The 21,039-nt window shown below is 63.0% G+C and carries 15 protein-coding genes and 1 pseudogene; 8 read left to right on the top strand and 8 right to left on the bottom strand.

Translation table 11 applies throughout. From position 1 onward, the window contains the following. Nucleotides 1–214: 214 nt before the first annotated feature. The 4 genes from ABQJ56_RS16460 to ABQJ56_RS16445 form a co-directional block, all read right to left on the bottom strand. A complete protein-coding gene (locus tag ABQJ56_RS16460) occupies nt 215–682 on the bottom strand; it encodes a hypothetical protein (protein ID WP_367846109.1) in 468 nt (155 codons plus the stop codon). Further along, on the bottom strand, nt 682–1,548 hold the full coding sequence (locus ABQJ56_RS16455) for an RHS repeat-associated core domain-containing protein (RefSeq protein WP_367846108.1): 867 nt from the start codon (nt 1,546–1,548) through the stop codon (nt 682–684). The genes ABQJ56_RS16460 and ABQJ56_RS16455 overlap by 1 nt, the downstream gene beginning before the upstream one ends. 121 nt (nt 1,549–1,669) lie before the next feature. Further along, on the bottom strand, nt 1,670–7,072 hold the full coding sequence (locus ABQJ56_RS16450; RefSeq protein WP_367846107.1) for a hypothetical protein: 5,403 nt from the start codon (nt 7,070–7,072) through the stop codon (nt 1,670–1,672). 610 nt (nt 7,073–7,682) lie between these two features. Continuing rightward, entirely contained in the window at nt 7,683–7,889 is a 207-nt protein-coding gene (locus tag ABQJ56_RS16445) for a hypothetical protein (protein ID WP_367846106.1), read from the bottom strand. A gap of 356 nt (nt 7,890–8,245) precedes the next feature. Here ABQJ56_RS16445 and ABQJ56_RS16440 point away from each other — a divergent pair, with 356 nt between their 5' ends. The 4 genes from ABQJ56_RS16440 to ABQJ56_RS16425 all read left to right on the top strand — a co-directional run bounded on the left by ABQJ56_RS16440 (nt 8,246) and on the right by ABQJ56_RS16425 (nt 11,635). Beyond that, nucleotides 8,246–8,875, top strand: a complete 630-nt coding sequence (locus ABQJ56_RS16440) for a GntR family transcriptional regulator (protein WP_367846105.1) — start codon at nt 8,246–8,248, stop codon at nt 8,873–8,875. Nucleotides 8,876–9,046: 171 nt separating this feature from the next. Further along, nucleotides 9,047–9,187: a benenodin family lasso peptide gene (locus tag ABQJ56_RS16435; RefSeq protein ID WP_367846104.1), complete on the top strand. Its 141-nt coding sequence runs from the start codon at nt 9,047–9,049 to the stop codon at nt 9,185–9,187. A gap of 49 nt (nt 9,188–9,236) precedes the next feature. Further along, entirely contained in the window at nt 9,237–9,890 is a 654-nt protein-coding gene (locus ABQJ56_RS16430; RefSeq protein ID WP_367846103.1) for a lasso peptide biosynthesis B2 protein, read from the top strand. After that, nucleotides 9,890–11,635 (top strand): asparagine synthase-related protein, encoded by a 1,746-nt coding sequence (locus ABQJ56_RS16425; protein ID WP_367846102.1) that lies wholly within the window; start codon nt 9,890–9,892, stop codon nt 11,633–11,635. Before ABQJ56_RS16430 ends, ABQJ56_RS16425 begins: the two co-directional genes overlap by 1 nt. On the opposite strand, the gene ABQJ56_RS16420 is transcribed toward ABQJ56_RS16425, so the two are convergent. Next, nucleotides 11,598–13,733, bottom strand: coding sequence for an Atxe2 family lasso peptide isopeptidase (locus ABQJ56_RS16420; protein WP_367846101.1), 2,136 nt, complete (start codon nt 13,731–13,733; stop codon nt 11,598–11,600). The two genes, ABQJ56_RS16425 and ABQJ56_RS16420, sit on opposite strands and share 38 nt — an antisense overlap. Before the next feature lie 70 nt (nt 13,734–13,803). Then, a complete protein-coding gene (locus tag ABQJ56_RS16415; RefSeq protein ID WP_367846100.1) occupies nt 13,804–16,206 on the bottom strand; it encodes a TonB-dependent receptor plug domain-containing protein in 2,403 nt (800 codons plus the stop codon). Between the two features lie 540 nt (nt 16,207–16,746). On the opposite strand from ABQJ56_RS16415, the gene ABQJ56_RS16410 reads away from it, so the two are divergent. The 4 genes and pseudogenes from ABQJ56_RS16410 to ABQJ56_RS16395 form a co-directional block, all read left to right on the top strand. Continuing rightward, nucleotides 16,747–17,118 (top strand): DNA-binding protein, encoded by a 372-nt coding sequence (locus tag ABQJ56_RS16410; RefSeq protein ID WP_367846099.1) that lies wholly within the window; start codon nt 16,747–16,749, stop codon nt 17,116–17,118. 285 nt (nt 17,119–17,403) lie between these two features. Further along, nucleotides 17,404–17,664, top strand: coding sequence for a helix-turn-helix domain-containing protein (locus ABQJ56_RS16405; RefSeq protein WP_367846098.1), 261 nt, complete (start codon nt 17,404–17,406; stop codon nt 17,662–17,664). Nucleotide 17,665: 1 nt separating this feature from the next. Continuing rightward, complete coding sequence (locus ABQJ56_RS16400) at nt 17,666–19,006, top strand: type II toxin-antitoxin system HipA family toxin (protein ID WP_367846097.1); 1,341 nt, start codon at nt 17,666–17,668, stop codon at nt 19,004–19,006. Between the two features lie 71 nt (nt 19,007–19,077). Then, a pseudogene (locus tag ABQJ56_RS16395) lies at nt 19,078–19,212 on the top strand (IS3 family transposase); the annotation flags it as partial. Between the two features lie 191 nt (nt 19,213–19,403). Here ABQJ56_RS16395 and ABQJ56_RS16390 read toward each other — a convergent pair. Both ABQJ56_RS16390 and ABQJ56_RS16385 read right to left on the bottom strand, forming a co-directional pair. Further along, entirely contained in the window at nt 19,404–20,174 is a 771-nt protein-coding gene (locus ABQJ56_RS16390; protein ID WP_367846096.1) for a TSCPD domain-containing protein, read from the bottom strand. Between the two features lie 230 nt (nt 20,175–20,404). Then, nucleotides 20,405–20,998, bottom strand: coding sequence for a hypothetical protein (locus ABQJ56_RS16385; RefSeq protein ID WP_367846095.1), 594 nt, complete (start codon nt 20,996–20,998; stop codon nt 20,405–20,407). Nucleotides 20,999–21,039 lie beyond the last annotated feature (41 nt).

The following is a 21,039-nucleotide window of genomic DNA, read 5'->3' as shown; positions in this document are numbered from 1 at the left end:
GTCGCGCACTCACCGCTCAACGGCCTCGTTTTACGAGTGATCCAACTATTTTTCCGTCCGAACGTGGATTCAAGAGCGAACGTATGGACGTCCGTTTCATGTTGAATAGATCAGAGCATCCCTTACGCTTCGATGCGACCGAGGCAGAGCCAATGCGCGCCTATTGACCCCAGCGGCGAAATGGTGACCCCTGTTCTCCTGTTCTCCGGCACGCCTATTTAATTGTGCCAACAGCCGCACCGTTCACGTACACCCTGCCCATTTGCTTCAGTTCAAAATCCAGTTGCGAGGCCGCACAGTGTTGGGCACCTTCTAGGCGGAAGGTGACCGAAACGGAGTCGGTTTTTTTAACTACTTTGTAATCCCGGTACTTCGCATCCCTCGATATCCATATATATCCACCAATCGGAGTTTCCCCAAGATCACCCACACGCGCAAAAACGAATCCAAGCGCACGAAATTGATCCTTCCGTGGATAATCTTCCTCATCGAAGGGTGTAAACACCACGGAGCCAGGCTCACCTGCCACCACCTTCTGCTGAGTCAGTCGTCCAAAGTCTTGCAAAGATAAACTCGTTACTTGCTCGAATTTAAACCCTTGGCATTGGCCGGCCGCCACGACCTTAGCACTCACAGTCAAGGCCAGCACTGTGAATAACCATTTGCATAACTGATATGCCATCACTGCTGCCCCGATTCGTGAATGTGGTTCTGATGATCCTCACCGACCTGTGTCCAGGGTACTGGTGCCGCACCAGACGTCAAAGTTTTCTCTTGGAACACTGGTCCAAAGTTCTCTCTGATATTGGATTCACCCCTGAAAGCGTTCTGCACAGCAGCTACTGCACTGCGGTTGGCAGGACTATCCACACGCTGACCATTTACTCGGTTTATGTCGACCGCTTTCCCGCGGTAGTGATTGCTCGTAGCAGCATGCTGCCCACCCGTAGTGCTGTTGATATTCACCGACTGCACCCCGGAGTTCATGACCCCATTCTCAACCATCTTTGCCGTAGCAGTAGTCACCGGCTGATTAGGACTAGCACCATTAGGATTGTCATTTGTAAACGTGATAGTCGCACCGGGCGAATTGGCCGATGCTATGTTGCCCCCGACATTCCCCGTCGGAAGGCCTTGATTACCATTTACGGATGGAGAGTAGCCTTTGGGAACCCCTGGCCTACTATCTATCGTTGACATAGTACACTTGGGGTTAGCACAAGTGCTTCGTCCGTCGGGGTCAATGTGATTGACCGGATTATTGTCCGTATACGCATACCGATTGAAATCGTAGATATCGCCCGGCGTAGGCCCCACCGGGTCCGGGCTCAAGAATCGCCCAAATGGCTGGTAGTACCGCGCCTGCATGTACACCAACCCCGTCTCCGGGTCGTTCACGTGACCGGTGTAGCCCGGCCCATCCGGCGGACTGCCTAGCGACGTCACCGCATCGCCATAGGGCATGTAGTCGTAGCGTGCGATGACATTGCCCGCCGCATCCGCCTTCACCAGCGGCGTACCCTGCGGATCGGTGTAGACATAGGTCACCGTGTCCGTCTGCGCATGGGCTGGGCACCCCAGCCCGACCCAGAGGCCTAGCAAGCACGGGACTCGGATGGCGTGCTGACAGATCTTCATGAGGCATTCCTTCCCGATCGTCATGGCCGTCTCAGTTGCACTTGATGAGCATGGGTTGCACGCCGTTGGCCTTGATGGCTTGGGAGGACGTCGGGCACGACACACTGGACACCGTGACCGTGTCCGACTGATGCCACCCTGAGCACCCCGCCGCGTTGCATGCCTGCACCGAGAAGACATACGTGCCGGGCACGACATTCGATTGGTCCACGCTCGTTCCGCTACCGCTGTAGACCGCCACCACCGTGTTCGTTCCGGTGTTGGTGCGTTTTGCGTTGTAAGTGGTCGCGCTACTCACCGAGGCCCAATTCACTGCCCACACGCCACTCGGGTAAGGCACCGAGTCCGGCGCGGAGACGTACGCGGGTGCCGCCGGTGGCAACAGGACGGTGGTCGTGCCCGTCCCACTCCACGGCCCGCAGCCGCTCGTGTTGCACGCCTGCACCCGGTAGCCATAGCTGCCATCGCCGCGCCCGCTGGTACTCCAACTGGTGGCGCTGCTGGATTGCTTCGTGCTCCAGGCACCACCATTGACCTGCTCCTGCAGGGTGTAACTCGACGCCGTCGCCACCGAGCCCCAGCTCACCGTGTAGGCGCCCGTGTAACTGCTGGCCGGCACGCTCAGGCTCGGCGCACTGCCCGGCGGCAACAGCACGTTGGTCGTGCCCGTGCCACTCCACGGTCCGCAACCGCTCGCGTTGCAGGCCTGCACGCGGTATCCGTAGGTGCCGGTGGTCTGGCCGCTGGCCGTCCAACTGGTGGCGCTGCTCGACTGCACTGTGCTCCAGCCGCTGCTGTCGATGCTTCGTTGCAACGTGTAGCTGGTCGCCGTGGCGACGCTGCCCCAGCTCACCGTATAGCTGCCGGTAGTATTGCTGGCCGGCACACTGAGACTCGGCGCGCTGGCGGGCGGCAACAACACGGTGGTCGTGCCGGTACCACTCCACGGCCCACACCCACCCACGTTGCAGGCCTCCACCCGGTACACGTAGCTGCCGTTGCCTTGGCCGCTGGCACCCCAGCTCATCGCACTGCCGCTGGTGGCCGTGCTCCACGTGCTGCCGCCGTTGCTGCTGACCTGCAGCGTGTAGCTGGTCGCCGTGGCGACGTTACCCCAGCTCACGGTGTAACTGCCGGTGGGGCTGCTCATCGGCACGGTGAGGCTGGGTGCACCCGATGGCGGATGCGTCACCACCAGCGTGCCGCCGGTCACCCACCCCGTGCACACTGAGCCGTCCGCCGGGTTGTTGCAGGCCTGCAGTTGGTACGTGTAGCTGCCGTTGGCCAGGCCGGTCACGGTCGCGCTGGTGGCGGTGCCGCTGTACACCGTCGTCCAGCTGCTTCCGCCGTTGCTACTCTGCTGCAAGGTATAGCCCGTCACCGGCGAGGCCGCCGTCCAGCTCACCGTGGCACTGCCGTCGTTGCTGGCCGCCGGCACGCTCAAGGTAGGCACCGGCGCAGGCATCGTCCCGAAAGCCGTGTCCACGCTCACCGCCGCCGAGGTCGCGCTCCACCCGGCCGTGCCGTAGGTATCGCTCGCCTCCACCTGGTAGGTGTAACTGCCCGTGGTGGTGCCCGGCCGGCCGATCGAGGTCGCCGTAGTGTTGGTGGCGATCGTGCTCCAGGCGCCGCCGTTGAGGCTTTCCTGCACGGTGTAGCCCGTCGCGCCTGCCGTGGCCGTCCAGCTCACGGTGTAAGGACCGTTGATCGTGCCGGTCGGCACCGTGACCGTCGGGATCGCCGGCCACACGCCCAGCGTGTCCGACGTCGTCCACCCGCTGCAGGTGCTGCTGATGCAGGCCTGGACCCGGTAGACGTAGCTACCACCGGCCAGGCCCGATACTGCCGTGCTGGTCGCACTGCCGCTGTACACCGTGCTCCAGCTGCTACCGCCGTTGCCGCTCTGCTGCAAGGTGTAGCTGGTTGCCGCGGAAACACTGCCCCAGCTCACGCTGGTGCCGCCGACGACGGGATTGGCGCCGAAGCCGATGGCGCCGGGCGGGCTCAGCTGCACGTGATCGTGCTGGGCGATCAGTCGGGTGCCCAGGTAGATGAAGTGGGTGGTCATGGCCGTGCCGGGGGCGTACTGGACTATCAGCTGGCCGGCCTGGTCGTAGAAGTAGTACGTGGGCGAACCACTCGCCGGCTGCTTCTCCACCCGGCGCCCCGCGGCGTCGTAGCTGTAGCTCTCCAGGCCGGGGATGCTGGTCAGCTGATGCCTGGCGTCGAAGGTCGCCATGGTGCTGTTCTCGCCAATGGTGTCGCCCTGCGGGTTGTAGGTGAAGCTGTCGATCGACGTCGCCCCCTGCGTGATGCTGGTCAGCTTGTTGGTGGCGTCGTAGTTGTAGGTCAGCGTCTGGCCTTGCGTCAGCCGGGTGCGCAGGTTGTTGATCGGGTCGTAGGTGTAGCTTTCCGCGCCGTAGAGGTTGGTGGCCGTCGCACTGGTCAGGCGGTTCAGGTCGTCGTAGCCGAAGCTCTTGGTACGCAAGCCGCTGGGGTCGGTTACCGCCGTGATGTTGCCGTCGGCATCGTAGGTGAGCGCTTCCTGCACATCCGTCGTACTCCCCGCGCCGTCACTGAAGGCGCTGGTGAGCTGCCGCGTGTTCTGCGTGGCGGCGTAGATGCGGCCGTTGCCGTAGGTGAAGCTTTCGATCTGGCCGTTGGGGAAGTAGCCGACGCCGGTGGCGTAGCTGCCCGCCTGCGTGGGACGACCCCACGCATCGGGCGCGTAGTTCACGGTTTCGCTCGTGCCGGTGCCGTTCGGATAGCTCACGATGGTGCGATGGCCGTAGGCGTCGTAGCTGTAGCCGATCGTCCAGGGGTCACCACCGGTCAGCTGCAGGCTCTCGCTGGTCAACGCGCCCAGGCTGTTGTAGGCAAAGCCTTGGGCGGCGATGCCCGAGGCGGCAGTCTTCACGTGGCCCAGCGCATCGTAGGTATAGGTCGTGCTCTGCGTGCCACTGGGCGGCAGGATCGTCAGCACGCGGTTCATTGCATCGTAGGTGCGCGTGGTCTGCGCGGCAGTGGCGACCTGGTCCTGGCCGCAGCCGCTCTCGGTGATGGCCTGGCCTTCCGCGCTCCACGCCAGGTTGTTCGCCCCGTCGTAGGCCATCACCGTGCTGCCGGTCTCCGGCTCGGTAGTCCGGCACAGGCGGTGGTAGCTGTCGTAGACCAGCGACTTGGTGACGCTGTCCGATTCGGTGCCGTAGCTGCCCGACTGGGTGATCGACTGCGGGTTGCCGTATACGTCGCGCGTGATCGTCTGCGTGATGCCGGTGGGTGCCTGCACCTGGATCGGTGTCTTGTAGTCCGGTTCGTCGAACACCTGATAGGTCGTCGTGATGACATTGTTCTTCGGATCCGTCACCTGTTCCCGCGCGCCCGACAGATAAGCCGTGGTGGTGGTCAGCGTGCCCAATTCCGAGTCCTGCAGGGCCTGATGCAACCGGCCCAGCGCGTCGTAATTGCTGCGGGTGCCGGCGGTGATGGCCGACAGATCCGGGCTGCCGGCCACCGGGTACGAGGCGAACGTGGTCAGTCCACGCCAGTCGTAGCCGGTGGCGGTGCTGATGTCCGCGCTGCCGTTGGACGTGTCGTCCAGCACCGGGCGCAGCTCGGCATCGAAATACGTCGTGTCGGTAGAGGCTCCCTGCGTCACCGTCCGACGCCAATGGTTGGCGCCCACGCCGCGTTCCGCGCCGGTCACGTAGGCGTAGGTGAACACCTTGGGGTACCACTGCGCGCTGTCGACGCTGCTGTCGTAGGGATAGGTGATCCTGGCTACCCTGCCAATGGCGTCATAGCTGTAGCTGGTGGTGTGGCCGGCCTGATCCTTGATCGAGGTGATCTGGCCAAGATCGTCGACGGTCAGGGTTTCGCTCGTACCATCCGGATAGCCGATCGATTGCGGAATGCCACGGTAGTAGTTGCTTAAGTTGGTGGTGTGGTTATTGCCATCGATGAAGCTGGCCAACTGACCCGCGCCATTCCACGTGTAGTTCATCAGCGTCTCGCCGAAGCGGGCACGCGTAGTCAGTTCGTCTAGGCTGTTGTAGGTATTACTCGTCTCCACTTCTCCCGTGCCCTTGTTGGTCACGGTCTGCGGCAGGCCCAGCACCCAGAGACTCGTGTCGTTGAGATAGGCGGTGGTTTCCTCGATCGACGGTTGTCCGATGTTGTTGTAGCGCTTCACATCCGTCGGCTGCGTATAGGCGTTGAAGGCCAGTGCCTGCCAGATGAAGCTAGAGCCGTCCTGGGTGATCGTGCGTTGTTGCAGCGGCGCACCCTCCTGGGTCTGCAGGTAGTTGTCGCGCTCTTGCAGGTCGATGCCGTAGCTGGTCGGCCAGGGGCCACCCGTGGGATTGGCGTAGAGGTTGGCCTCCGAGCGTACCGGCGCGCCACCCGCGGCACCGCTGTAGTAGTCCGTTTCTTTCAGTTGGCCCTCGGTGGCATCGAAGACGTTGCTGAAGGTGTACCGGGTGTCGTTTCCGCCGGGATCCGTCACATCCGTGTACACAGTCGACGGGCAGCTACTGGTGCTGGCGCAGCTGTCGCTTTTCCAACTCTGGTTCGCCGGCGAGTAGCTGTAGCTCCAGGTTTCCGTCGGCACGCCGGCGCCGCTGATCGTCTCGCTGGTGATCGACTGCTGGTAAGTCGCGTTGGGGATCAGGAAGTACACCTGTTGGGGAGGATTGAGGCCACCCCAACACGATCGGGTCACATAGGACCGACCGTGCAGCACCGGTTCTTCGGCAAAGCTGCCTTGGAGGCCGGAGGGCGTCGTGACGGTGCCTGTCGTCGTTGTGACGGTAGCTGTTCCCACCTGGTTGAGGTTGCAGTTGGCCGAGGCCACCTGGATGAAGTCGTTCTGGAATCCCGCCAGGCTGTAGGACCAGGCACTTCCATCGGGAAGCGTGACGCCGGTCAGTGTGGGCAACACGGGTTTGGTCGTGGTGTCGTAGCTGTAGGTCCACGTGCGTGACGGGACGTTCGTGGCCTTGGCGGTGACCGAGCGGATCAACGGCGAGCCCGACACGTAGGTGACGTCAATCTCGCGTCCGTCGCTGGCCGTAATGCTGGTGAGATAGCCGGTGCTGGCGTCGTAGTGATAGTTCAGGGTGTTGCCGAAGCGGTCCTGCACCTGCGTCACGTACATGAAGGCTTCGCGCCGGGTTAGGGAGTCGGTGCCGCCGACTATGGTCTGCGGCTGGACACTTCCACTGCCGAGCGCCGTGACACTGTCAGGCGGCGTGCCGCCCGGCTTGGTGATGTAGGTCATGGGGCGATAGAACAGGTGCGCGAAGGTGTATCGCGTACCGTCCGGAGCAAGGGCCAGGAAGCCTTCGCCGCCATCGTCCGCGGTTACCCCGCAACCGATCACCCAGTTCTGCTTGGTGGCGATCCAGAAGGTCTGCCCGCCGATCGTGGGCGACAATGAGTTCCCATCGGCCAGCAACGTCTGACTTCCTTCGCCAGGAACGATCAGGTGGTAACCGTACCACCACTGGTCCGATCCCCATGTGTCGGCGCTGGTGATGGTCCCGCCCGGGACATCCGGCGGCGCTCCGAAATACGTGCAGCGCTGCAGGGGATTGGCCGCCTCCACCTCCCAACCGGTCACCCCACCCTGATTGGCCGTCGCCGTTTCGATGCGGGGGATATCCAGGTCCCAGTCCGCAAAGGGCCGCTCGGCATTGAAGTTCCCTACGGCGTTGGTCGTGCCGAGCGAGCGCGACAACTGCAGCAGCGGGCCATTGCCCGGCAGGCTGACATCGGTCTCCTCGAAGGACAACTCGCCGGTGGACAGATCCACCTTTTCGCCGAAGGGATGCTCACCCAGCGGATGGACGCTCTGATCGACCTGAATCAGCTTCTTGTATTCGACATCGGGGGTTACCGACTGCGCATGGCACCAGCCCGACAGCACCAGCATTGCTACTGCCCACAGGCAGTTCCCTTGCCAACGTGCACGCATCGATTGTCCCCTTGAGACCGCGCCTTGCGCGCGGTGCCTTTCTAGAACTATCGCCGCCCAGAGCATGGCGTCAACAGGCAAGTTTTTGCGAGACTTGCGCGGCGAGATGACCAGGGATCGCCAGCACCGCATTCACGCATTGCTGGTATAGCCGGCAGCCATTACCGGAATAAGCACCTTCTTCCATACCTGTTTGTAGATTGCCCTGAGCGCCAGCTTGAGGTGCGCCGCGGTTTGCTGTCGGGAGCGCACATGGCCACGGGACGGTGGTCTGCATGTGCAGCACTTCCGGCAGGGATGTACATTCCTGCCCTGCCGGCGTCAACGTCACTGTGACCGGCCCTCTGCGTGGCGCCGCGTGCGGGTCCGCCACCAGGCCCGGAGGGAGCCTCGAAGGCCCCGGATCCAACGTCATTCCCGCGAACGCGGGATCCGCCCAAAGCAGGACCCCGGCAGAGCGGTGATGGAAGCACGGGTTGCAGTCGCTGTGCACGGAAATCAAGTGATCGGCACCCGTTTTCGTGACCCAGTTTGGGGATTCACGCGTCTTTTTGCGCAACAAAATACGATTATCGGCAAATTCTTGTAGCACCCGGCGCAGGGGCCATCCATCCGCCGGCATGGAGTTGAGCTATGGATGCGACCCACTCCAAGAGTGCATTCGTGTACGGACAGGTCAGACGCGCCTTGCGGTCAGGACGCTACGCACCCGGTCAGCGGATCGATCCGGCCATGCTCGCCGGGGAGTTCAGCACCAGTCCCACGCCGGTCCGGTTCGCGCTGTACCGCCTGGTCGGCGAAGCCCTGCTCGTTGACTACGCCCGCGGCGGACTGCATGTCCCGCTGCTCACCGAAGTCGCAATGCGCGACCTCTACGACTGGATGGAACGCCTGCTGCTGATGGTATGCGATATCGGCATGGCGTCAGCAGTCCAGGAGACCGAAACGCTGGGGATCGCGTGCGCTGACGACGATCTGGTCAAGTCGACGTGGAAACTGTTCGACGCGATCGCCCGCGCAACAACCCACAAATCCTTGTACCAGGCCGTGAAGCAGACCAACGACCGGCTGGCACCGATACGTTGGGCCAAGCAAGGATTGCTCGATCACGGCTTCGAAGAGCTTGCGGAACTGAACCGGCACTGGCAGGCACGCGACATCCCGGCCCTGAAGTCCGCCCTGCACGGCTACCACGAACGCCGGAAGCAGCTCGTCCCAAGCATCGTGGCCTTGCTGAACGACCGCAGCGATTACCTGCACTAGCGGGCACCAACCGACGAGGCATCGAAGCAACATGCCCGCATGGCGTGACGACTATCGCGCTCCCGGAATAATTACCAGATAACAACGCAATAATCATTTGAAAATCAAAAATCCCGGCTCCTACGCTGCCCGCGTCATGGGACTGCCATGACGCAACCGCAGGAGACTGAGATGGACACGAACGAAAGCATCCGCAGCAACGCGCAGGACGATGTCATCGAGCTCGGCGTCGCCAGTGTCGAGACGCAGGGCCCCGGCGGCATCATCGAGCCCACCGGGCTTGATGTCATGCCGGGGATCTCCGAGGACTGAACCAACGAGGCGCACCGAAAGGTGCGCCTCTCTCGCCAATGAGTCCACCATGCCTTACATGCTGCGCGATGGCCTGTCTTTCTGCCGGGTAGATGACCACCCCATCTTCCTGGATATTCGAAACGACCGCTACTTCCGCTTGCCAATACGCCTTGAACATCCCTTCACCGCGTACGCCAACGGAAACTGGGATGTGGATGTCAGCGAGCTGGTAGAACGAGATATCCTTGTATGGACTCCTGGCCCGCAAGATCGAATTGCGGCCGTGAAGGTCGAATGCGCCTCCCGAAGCGCCCTTGAACAGTCCTGCCCCGCCAAGCTTCGCCCCAGCGCACTGGTCGAGGTGCTCATCGCAACCTGCTCGATGCACAGGCGACTTAGAACACGTCCTCTGCGGGAAATCCTCGACTCGATGGCAGCCCTCAGGCCAGACGAACGTTCCGCCGCAGCAGCCGAACAGCTGCTGATCGAAACTTCCGCAGAATTCAGGCTCGCACGCGCCTGCACGCCTGTCGAAACCCGCTGCCTGCTGGACTCTCTCGCAATGGTCAGGTTCCTTGCCAGGCGGAAACTTCACGCAAGCATCGTCTTCGGCGTCACCTCCGATCCATTCTCGGCGCATTGCTGGGTACAGGCCGGAGACCTGGTGCTTAACGATACGGTCGGGCACGCCAAGGCCCATACACCAATACGGGTGATCTGATGAGCTACCGCTACATCGCCCTCGTGGACGTCAACCGTCGGTGGAATCTCGCAAACCTGACCGAAATCGAAGCCGCGTTGCAGATGGACAACATGCGCGAGCGTTTCACCTCGGGATCGATCAGGCTTTTTCTCGCGGCGGAAACGCCATTCCAGCCGTTACCCGGCGGGGGATTCGCAATCGGGCATTTGTTCTCCCGGACGTTCGCACCATTCGATGCGATGGCGCGGCTCTCAACGTTCTCAAGCAACAAGCGTCTGCGCGAACACGTTACGGAGAACTGCTGGGGTGAGTACGTCCTGGTTCAACCCGACGAAAGAGATGGCACCGGCATCACCCTTACCCGCGATCCATCCGGGGGTGTTCCCTGCATCTATTCGCTCCGCAATGGCTCGGGCTTCATCACGTCCGGCATCTCACTGGCTACACGCCTCGATCTTTATCGAAAGCGGATCGACTGGGATGTCCTCATCCACTGCCTGACCTACCCCAATCTCAAGACACGCCGCACTGCATTCGCCGATATCTGCGAGTTGTTGCCGGGTTCGTCACTGGCCATTGACCCCAGGAACCTCACGACGCACCCGAACTGGTCGCCGTGGAAATTCGTCGCCCGGGGACATCGGCACACGAATCTTGTCGACGCAGCCGCCGATATCCGGGCAAGCGTGGCATCCGTAGTCCACGCCTGGGCCGATGTCGACGAGTCCATCCTCATGGAGCTGTCGGGCGGAATCGATTCTTCCATCGTCGCGGCCTGCCTGAAGAACGCCGGGCCGCGGGTGACCTGCTACAACCTGGCAACGCCGGTACCTGGCGCTGACGAACGCCAATACGCCAGGCAGATGGCCGCTTGTCTCGGCGTAGATCTGCAAACCGAGCAGCTTGACCTCGATATTGCTTGCGGTGACGTTGCGCCCTTCCCCGATGCCGTCTCCCCAAGGATGGGCATCCTGCAGTACGCGGTATCGCACGCGATGGAAGCTGCGGCCTTGCGACATGGGGCGTCGAGCACCTACACGGGCTCGGGCGGCGACACGGTGTTCGGCCTTCTGACCAATGCGGTCCCCGCTGCGGATGCAATCAGGGAGCGTGGCGTGATTGCCGGCCTTTCGTCCATCAGGGACCTGTCCGTCCTGCATCAATGCACGATGTGGAAGGCCGCAAGACTGACGGCTCGAAAAATGATCCGCGCACCGAAGGCAGCCTGTGTGCCGGACTGCACATTCATGAACCCATCCCTCTTCATCGCACCAGCAGAAGCCCACCCGTGGTTCGATGCCCCGAAAGGAATGCTGCCTGGCGACTGGGAAAGAATCGTCGATCTCGCCAGCAACCAGCTCTTCCGGGACATCGTCTATCGAGGCGAGAACTGCTGGATCCGCATGCCTCTTCTTTCTCAGCCCGTCGTCGAGGCCTGTCTCAGGGTGCCCAGTTGGATGTCGATATCCGGCGGACACAACCGGGTTGCCGCCAGAGCCGCATTCGCCGACGTGCTTCCACCAGACATCCTCAACCGCAGAAGCAAAGGGTCTTTCGTCGGCTATCTTGGCGCCGTATTCAAGCGCAACAAGAATCAGATCCGCGAGACTCTGCTGTCGGGCGGCCTGAACGACCAGCATCTGCTGGATGCCGATGCGTTGACACGCTTTTTCGAGGCAGAGCTTCCACCACGCGACAAGTCCTTCACTCGCGTGCTCTCGTTGTTCACGGCCGAGAATTGGGTGCGTCACCAGGCCTGTTAGCGTGCCGGTCGGCAATGCCATCTCCTCGACTGGACACATGCGCCTTCATTTCACGCCAGAGCGCATATTGGCCGCGCTTTTCCGGGTCGGGATCTTCGTAACCCTGCAACCAGAATCTGAACCAGTCGACGTTCCTCTCGTTCGCGGCCAACAATTGCTTCGGCTGGAACTTGAAGTGCGGTGCGCTGGGGAACACGTAGAGATCGGCCTTATGTTCCAGCATCAGCGGAATGGCCGAGTCGAGCAACCATTCGTATTCCTGCTCGGGCACCTGCATCAGAACGGGCACCCGCATCTTGCCCAGATTGAACTGCAGCCCGATTCGATGCCACTGCTGCGGCGTCTCATCGAGCGATCCGAGTTGCCAAACCTTCCGCGCGCGCGATATGAACTCCTTGCCTTTCAGACTGCCGTCCAGGTACATGCTTTGCGAAAGCACGGCGCCCGTGATCGAAGTCGCGGCGAGAAGATCGGAATTGAATGCCGTCCACATCGTCACCTCGGTGCCGAAACTCAACTCACCCATGCCGACCCGGGTCCGGTCGATTTCGCGGGACGACGCCAACATGTCCACCGCGCTCTTGACCGCCGACAGCCCCTCGTCGTACCGCCGGACCGCGTCGAAGTAGAACGGCCCGTAGTTGATGCACAACGCAGAAATCCCCTGTTCCGCAAATGTCGCCAAAGGCCACTCACCGCCATATCCGCTACGCAGGAATCCCGGGCAGAGGTAATACGCGACGAATAGGGGCGGCGGCCCATTCCCTGTCCTGCGTGCGGCAAAGAACTGCCCGGTGAACAACCTGCCACTGGCATCCTTCCAACGAAGCAGCTTCACGGGCGTGCCGGCCGCAACGTCGGCCGCGAGCGCCGCATTCGGATCGAACAGCACCTGGCGCTTCCCCGTTTCCAAGTCCACTCTCTCGACGCGCGGCGGATGGTTGGCATCGGCGGCGACACAGGCCAGCGCCGCGGATGACATGCCGCAGCCGACGTCCTCAAGGCCGTATCGCTGTCCGTCATTGAGCAGGCCAGCGGAACGCACAACCTGTGTCACCTCGCCGCTCTTCACGTTCCAGCGGTAAATGGACTGGGCCATACCTTCTGCCGGGTCGGTCACCGTAAAGACCACCTCGTCGCCGCCTGGTCGCCATTGAACGCCCGATATCGCCTTGTCGACACACAACTTGGCCTGGCACTTGATCGGCCGGGCAGGCTTGCCCAGCACCGCAGACAACTCGACATTCGGCTTTCGCACCATGTCCCCCTGCTCTCCCACCCGCGTCAGCAAGGCAACACGATGATTCGCAGCGTCGAGCGCATACCTCCATGGCCTAGGCACCCCTTCCGGCAACACCGAAGCGATGGTTACGGGCGATGGCACCTCGGATGGCGCAAGGTCTCTTGTCTTTCCGGTTGCCAGATCGATCGCCTTCCAGCGGTCCGGCATATCGGAAAGCAACGGAACGCGGGCAAACCCATCACCCTTGACGTCCAGGCGTTGTGTCACGAGCCGGCCTCCGACATCGCCGGAGTGGAACAAGTTGCCCTGGCCGACAGGTACCGAGCTGTCGACATGAATACCGTGCTCGTATTCCGATTGCTCCGCCGCGATGACCTCGGCACGCGTGGCACCCACGCTGTACCTGAGCGTCCCGCCATCCCCGCTGAGCGAGAAATCCCGCACATCCGCAGGATCGATGGTGACCTGCTTCGCGCCCGAACCGTCGGCGGCGGCACGCCAGACGGACACTATTCCGTCCATGAGCGCCCGGTAGTAGATCCATCGCCCATCCGGCGACCACACGGCATGGGCAGGCAGCGACAGCCCTGCCGAACTGCGTAGCGGGACACCACCCTCGCCCACCCTGTGGGCCGGAGTATTTCCGTCCATTGCCTGGGTGTACCACTCCGAATCGTAGGTGTTGCGTTCCACCGCCGCCTGCTCAGTCCGGAACGCAAGGAACCGGCCGTCCGGCGATACCACGGGACCACTGATATCGACCACTTCGATAAGGCGCCGCGGAGAAATCGGCTCCCGGGCGTGCAGGCCGGCCATCCCACCCAGCAGCATGAGCGGGATGGCGACGAGCTTCATGGCGCGGACAGCGGCTCCTCCGCCCTTTTGCGATCTATGCATGGCAGTTGCTCCGAATGGGAAGGCGGTATCACCAGTGCCTGGCCACGCTGACACTCGCGAATCGCCCGATGGCCGAGTAGTTGGTCGAGTCGTAAGGCGGGTTGTTGATGGCCGGCGCATACAACGGGGGCGGACGATCGAAGAGGTTCGTCACCGACAGCGCAAACTCGAGGCCCGAGAAGGCGCCCCGGTCCTGGCCCGTGAGATAACGCAACGTGACGTCGACGGTGGGGAACGATCCCGACTTGCGACCATCCACCGTGTTGGTCACGCCGCTGACGTAGTTGACGAAGGTCGAGGCAGATAAACCGCCTTCGCTCCAGATGGCGCCGACGCGGCCATGGATCCTGGCCGGATAGAACAAGGTGCCCGACAGATCGCGCATGTGGTCCGCCGCCGTGGTCTGCTGCGCACTGTCCAGCCAGCTGAGCGATCCGCGGATCGCCAGCCGTCCATGGTCAAGATCGGCCAGGTACGACCCCGAGAGATCGAGCCCCTGGACGTGTTGGGCGACCGTGTTCGCGTATCGGTTGAAGGCGATCGCAACGACCTTGGCCGGATCGTAGGGAGCACCGGTGAAATTGCTGAACACCGAGTTCGCAAGAATGGCGGCCTGCTCGCCGGCCGTCGGCGCATAGTTGATGAACTGTGCGTAGGCGGGGTTGCTCAACGCTTGCGCCTGATAGACAAGCGGTTGCGCTATGCGGCCCGTAAAGTCGATGTCGAACCATCCCAATTCCGCCTCGAGCGCAGGCTGCGCCTCGGGATGGAACACAATCGAAGCGCTCCAGGTACGCGCCCGCTCGGGCCGCAGATCGGGATTTCCGCCATAAGGGATCAGCACTGTCGCATCGTCCGTGTACCCCTTGCCGCCCACCGCGGCGGCTGGGTACAGATAGGCGGACTGGGTTTGATAGCGCTGCAGCAACGTCGGCGCCTTGAAGGACTTGCCCCAGGAAGCCTTCAGCGAGAAGTCGGTACCGGGACCATAGATCACACCCAGTTTCGGCGTGGTGACACTGCCGAAACTGGCGTAATCCTCCCTTCGCACGGCGGCGGTCAATGCCAGCCGCCTCATGCCGGGAACGGCCTGGTCCGCCCCAATCAGCGGCAGGTTGAGTTCCGCATAGACAAAGCGACTGCTGTCGTCTCCATCGGCGCTGACCGTTCCCCTGACGAGACTGCCTTGCAGGAACGTGTTCGTCCGGTACCCCGCTCCCACCGCCAGTCGCGCATCTCCGCCAGGCAACGCGAACAGCGGGCCTTCGGCCCCCAGCTCATACGCGCGGCTCTTGTTGCGATACAGGTCGCGGGCCACCAGCGTCAACCGCCCCGTCGCACGGCCGCCTATCGACAACCCCGAGATGGTGTCGTCCTTGCCCCAGGTTCCCGCCAGGGACATCGTCCAGTCGTTCGGCAGCGATACCTCGGCGCTGGGCGATACAAAGGTCGTTGTCGTCTTCGCGGTGGCCGGATAGAACTGGGTCGGGATCGCCGTGTAGTAGCTGAGCTGCTCGCGTTCGGTCCTGAAGGTATCCAGTTGCAGTTCGACGAGATCGCCCATCGCCTGATGGATGCTGAGCAGTCCACTACGTAGGGCGTTCTGCGGGTAGAGCGTCGTCGGCGTGGACAGGTCCCGGGTGTAGTCGCGCTGGTCGGAATAGATCGGATCCCCTGCGGACTTCTTCCAGGTCGCGATCAAGCCGCCGGTGGACCAGTTGGTGCCTGCGGCGGCGGTGTATTCGTGAGTGATCAGGCCACCGTCAGTCGCGCCGCCGTAGCGTGTACCGAGTGTCACGCCGTTGTAGTCACGCTTCAGTATCACGTTGCCCACACCACCCACGGCATCGGATCCGTAGATGGCCGAAGCCCCATCTGGAATGATCTCGATGCGATCCACCGCGTCGACCGGAATCGCATCGATATCGACCGCCTGCACAAAGCCGCTGTATGCAAGCCTCCGGCCATCAAGCAACGTGAGAGTGGCGTCGGGCCCTAGGCCTCGCAGATTGAGAGAGGAGCCGCCGGAGATGTTCTGATTGGCGATGCCACCGCCTTCGGCCCCACCGACGACGCCCGGGTTCTGCCCTCCGGAGAAGTTCTGCGGCACGCTGCGGATCACCTCGCCGAGGTCGGTGAAGCCCTCCTGCTGGATCTGTTCACTGTCGATGGTGATCACCGGCGATGGCGTGATGCCGCCGCGGATGCGGGTGCCGGTGACCGTGACGGTCTGCAGGTTGGTGGCCGCTGGTGCTGTGGATTTGTCGGCCGATTTCTTCGAGTGCGTCTTGCCCGATGTGTCGGTCACGGGCGCCCTGCCCTGCGCGGCCGTGTCCCTCGTGGCGTCCTGGGCCACGACCCATTCGCTCACGCCGGGAGCGGCGACGAGCAAGGCGATGGAAATGGCATTGCGTAGCGTGATTGTCTTCATGCTGCGTTTCTCTCCTTGATTGGCCCTGCCGGCACGCGGGTTTGACTGCGTGTCAGGCTGGGCAAGATCGTTCGGCGCGATCAGCCCGGCTTACGGCGCGCACTGGCGGCACGGTGTCACCAGCCAGGAACGCCCGCCGTCGCCGCCACTCCCGGTGCGGATCGCCGCCGGTCGTCGCTGCCAATCCGGTCGCTCGCAGTCAGGCCGATGAACAAGGCGCGCAGACACGCCCGCCGCGACCAGACGGCCTCTTCGATTGCCTTGCATGTTTTTCCCCTGCGAAAACCGCGATTGGATGGTTCGCTGCTGACTGCCCCACCCTCAGGCAGGGGCACTCCCCGTACCGATCCGCATTGGCGTACCCGCGCCAAAGCCGTTCACGCGCACATGGACCAGGAGCAACATCGGCCCCGACCGGCACAGCGTCACGCCAGGCTTGCAGAATAGCAATTCAAATTTGTATTTGCAAGCATAACTTGTCAAACGCGCTTGGCCGGCTTGCAAGAATGGCTTGGGTCCCCGTTGTACTTCCTGGTCCGCATGCCCCGTTCCGCGCCATATGTCGCCTTCGCCAGCCGTCTGCAGCATGCCTGCGACGAGGCGGGCGTGCCCGGCGGCCGCCAACGCGTGGTCGCGGTGGCCACGCATTTCGGCGTGGCCCGCGAAACGGCCAGGCTGTGGTTCGCCGGACGCGCCCTGCCGGAACTGTCGCGCTTGATCGAGATGGCCGGGGAATACCGCTGCAGCCTGGACTGGCTGGCGATGGGGCGCGAGACGGCCTCGCGGCGGATCGGCGAGCAGGCCTCCGGCTACGAGGCGCTGTCACCGCAGGAGCGCCGCGTGATCACGGCCATACGCGGACTCACCGCGAAGCGTCGCGCCAGCCTGGTGGCCTTTCTCTGCGAGCAGTGAACTGCGGGGCACGGCAGACCTCCACCAAAAGCAGTTCCCTTCCACGAATCGCTTCCTGCAGCCGAGATACGGGTCGGACTTCGGCGATGGTGAGCTGGCTGACCAAGGAACTGGTGTCCTGTTGGCCTGGCTGCTGGCAGACAGCGACGCATTGACGGACGCCTGTCATGCGGCGTGACGCCCTGCTCGGTCGAGGGCGTCACCGGATTTATCCGATGTGCGCATATTTGACGAATATCTGATTTAAGAATAAATTCCATTTATTCGCAATCCGGGTATTTCGCCATGCCACCATCACCCCATGTCCTGGTCACTCCTTCGCAGTTGGGATCGATGCTGCAGGCCGCCCGCAAGGCCAGGGGTATGACCCAGTCGGCCTTGGCCGACCGCATCGGCCTGAGCCAGTCGCGGATATCCCATCTGGAACAGAATCCCCATGACTTGAGCGTTGGGCAGTTGCTGGCGTGGTGCTCGGCGCTAGGCTTGGAATTGGCCGTCGGCACGCATGGCGGCCGTGCATCCTCCGGTGTGCAGGCGGACTGGTGACATGGGCCGCCGTTCGCATAGCCGCAGCCTGTCGCTCTGGACCAACGGCGTGCGCGTCGGGCGCTGGACGATCCCCACGCGCGGGGAGATGGAGCTGCATTACGACGCGGAATGGGCTGCCGCCGCCCTCGGTCGCCCGCTGTCCCTGTCACTGCCCTTCAACCTGCACAACCTGCCGCTCAAAGGCGAGAAGGTCGCCAACTACTTCGCCAACCTCCTGCCCGACAGCGACACCATCCGCAAGCGCGTCGCCGAGCGCTTCCGCACCGGATCGACCGACCCCTTCGACCTCCTCAAGGCCATCGGCCGCGACTGCGTGGGCGCGGTGCAGATCCTGGGCGAGAACGAGACACCGGAGGGTTTCGACCGCATCGAAGGTACGCCCTTGTCCGAGGAGGCCATCGAACGACATCTGATCGAGACAGTGTCCCCGCGCGCCTTCGGCGCCGGTAGTGATCCCGACGCGGACTTTCGCATTTCCCTGGCCGGCGCCCAGGAGAAAACCGCGTTCCTGTGGTGGGACGGGCAGTGGTTGGCGCCGCACGGCGCGACGCCCACCAGCCATATCTTCAAGCTCCCGCTCGGCCGGGTGGGTGGACGGCAGGCCGATTTCACCACCTCGGTCGACAACGAGTGGCTGTGCCTGCGGCTACTCAAGGCCTACGGGCTGAAGGTCGCCGACGCCCGCATCGCAACCTTCGGCAAACAGCGCGTGCTCGTCGTCGAGCGCTTCGACCGGCGCGTTGCGCCCGACGGCCGGTGGCTGATGCGACTGCCGCAGGAGGACTTCTGCCAGGTGGAGGGCTGCTCGCCGCTGCGCAAGTATGAAAACGAGGGCGGCCCAGGACTCAAGGCCCTGTTCACCACCCTGCGGCAGTCGGTGGACGCCGAGGCCGACATGAGGACGCTGATGGCCGCGCAGGTGCTGTTCTGGCTTCTGCGCGCACCGGACGGCCATGCCAAGAACTTCAGCATCCAGATCCTGCCGCGCGGCCGCTTCCGGCTGACCCGCCTGTACGACGTGATGTCGGCCTATCCCGTGCTCGGTGACGGCCCTCACCAATGGTCGTCTCGCGAGATCAAGCTGGCGATGGCACTGCCCGGCAAGAACAAGCACTACACGATGCACGCCATCCGGCGCCGGCACTTCGACAGCACCGCGCAGAAAGTCGGTTATGCACCGAACGCCGAGCCGGTCATCGAGGACATCCTGGCGCGCACGCCAGCGGTCATCGCCGAGGCGCAGGCACAGCTGCCACGGGATTTCTCCCGGCGTGTCGCCGAGACCGTTCTTGGCGGACTCGAACGGGCCGCGGCTGCACTGGCGGCAATGGGCGCCTGATTCCACAGTGTTGCCAACAGTGAACCGCTCCGGCTTTGTCGGAGGCGTCCAACCTTGAGAGGATGGGAGCCATGACGAAGCAGAAATATTCGAAGGAAGTCCGGGAGCGAGCCGTACGGATGGTGCGGGAGCATCAGCCTGATCATCCGTCGGAGTGGGCCACGATCCAGTCGGTGGCCGCCAAGCTCGGCTGCATACCGCAGACCGAAGCCGATTTCTATCAACCCAAGCGCGAGCCGCGCGAACCGGCGTGACTCAAAACCAACGGCCTCCGGCAAACCCGGGGCGGTTCAGGGGAAGCCCGGCCAACCAACGACATTCACATCCGCAGCCATAAACAAAAAAAGCGGCAATTGCGCCGCTTTTCTTATTTACCCCGGTTCTTAAATACCAGGGGTTATCCGCACTTGCTATACCCGCAATTCAGGCAAGTCTGGCACCCGTCCATCAGCACCAGCGCCTGGGTGTTGCACTTGTGGCAGAGCGTGGCGCCGGGCGGGAAGCTGCCGGCTTCGGATTCGGCGGGTGTGGTCGCGGCTGAAGCCGCTCCTACGGGAGAGCTGGCGCCGGCGTCAGAGTTTTTTTTAGCGCTGGCCGCCTCGTAGGCGGCGCGCTTCTCGGCGATCAGCGCGCGCTGGCTGTCGCTCATCTCGGGGTCGTGGATGAGGCCGATGTTCTTCATGTGCTGCTCGATCACGCCGCCGATCTCGGCGACGATGCTGGGCATGTAGACGCCGCCGGCCTTGAAGTAGCCGCCGCGCGGGTCGAACACGGCCTTGAGCTCCTCCACGATGAAGGTGACGTCGCCGCCCTTGCGGAACACGGCGGAGAGGATGCGGGTGAGCGCCACGATCCACTGGAAGTGGTCCATGTTCTTCGAGTTGATGAAGATCTCGAAGGGGCGGCGCTGCTCGTGCCTGGTGCCGGCGTTGAGCACGATGTCGTTGATGGTGACGTACAGCGCGTGCTCGAACAGCGGCGACTTGATCTTGAAGGTGGAGCCGATCAGCGTCTCGGGACGCTCCAGGCTCTCGTGCATCTGGATGACTTCGGCCTGCTTGGGCTCGGCGGCCTTGGCCTTGGTTTCGGGTGCGGCGGCGGGCGCGGCCTTGTCCTCGGACTTGACGACGTTGTAGCCCTTGATCTTCTTTTCGATCTTGATCGCCATGGGGGTGTTCTTTCCTGGTTGATGGCGGCGCGCGGCGCGTGGAGAGCTTGCCATGCCCGAGCCTGTCGACTTCCATAGCTCGTCATTCCGGCGAAGGCCGGAATCCAGTGTCTCCGCAGCACGACGAAAGTCACTGGATCCCGGCCTTCCCCGGGATGACGAACCATAAGCCCGGGGCATTGAGAAAGCACAGCCGGCCCGGCGCGTGGCCGGGCCGGCTGTTTCGGGACTTACTTCTTGCGGGCGGCCTTCTTGGCGGCGGGTTTCTTCGCCGACTTGACGCTCGCCTTCTTGCTGGCAGTGGACCTCTTGACCGCCTTGGCGGCCTTCTTCACGGCAGCCTTCTTGGCTGTCTTCTTGGGAGCGGCTTTCTTCGCCGTCTTCTTGCTGCTGACCTTCTTTGCGGCCTTCTTGGCGACTTTCTTCGCCTTGCCGGCAACCTTCTTCGCGGCCTTCTTCACCGCCTTCTTCGCGGCGGCGGCCTTCTTCACGACTTTCTTGGCGGCTTTCTTCGCCACCTTCTTGGCGGCGGCCTTCTTGACGGCCTTCTTCGCCGTCTTCTTGGCAGCCGCCTTCTTCACGGCTTTCTTGACCGCCTTCTTCGCGGCGGCCTTCTTGGCCGGGGCCTTCTTCGCCGCCGCCTTCTTGGCGGCAGGCTTCTTTGCTGCAGCCTTCTTCTTGGCCGGCTTCTTCGCGGCCTTCTTCGGCGCTGCCGCCGGTGCGGCCGGCGCAGGCGCGGCGGCGATCGGGGCGGCGATCACCGGGGCCGCAGGGGCGTCCGGCGTGACTGTCTCTTTCACTTCGACTTCGGTATCGATGGACATGCAGGTGTTCCCCTCGGGCGGTGATCGTGGCGTCGTGGATA

This window comes from Rhodanobacter geophilus (assembly GCF_040812275.1).
Lineage (GTDB): Bacteria > Pseudomonadota > Gammaproteobacteria > Xanthomonadales > Rhodanobacteraceae > Rhodanobacter_A > Rhodanobacter_A geophilus.
This window is presented reverse-complemented; position numbering and strand designations above follow the sequence as displayed.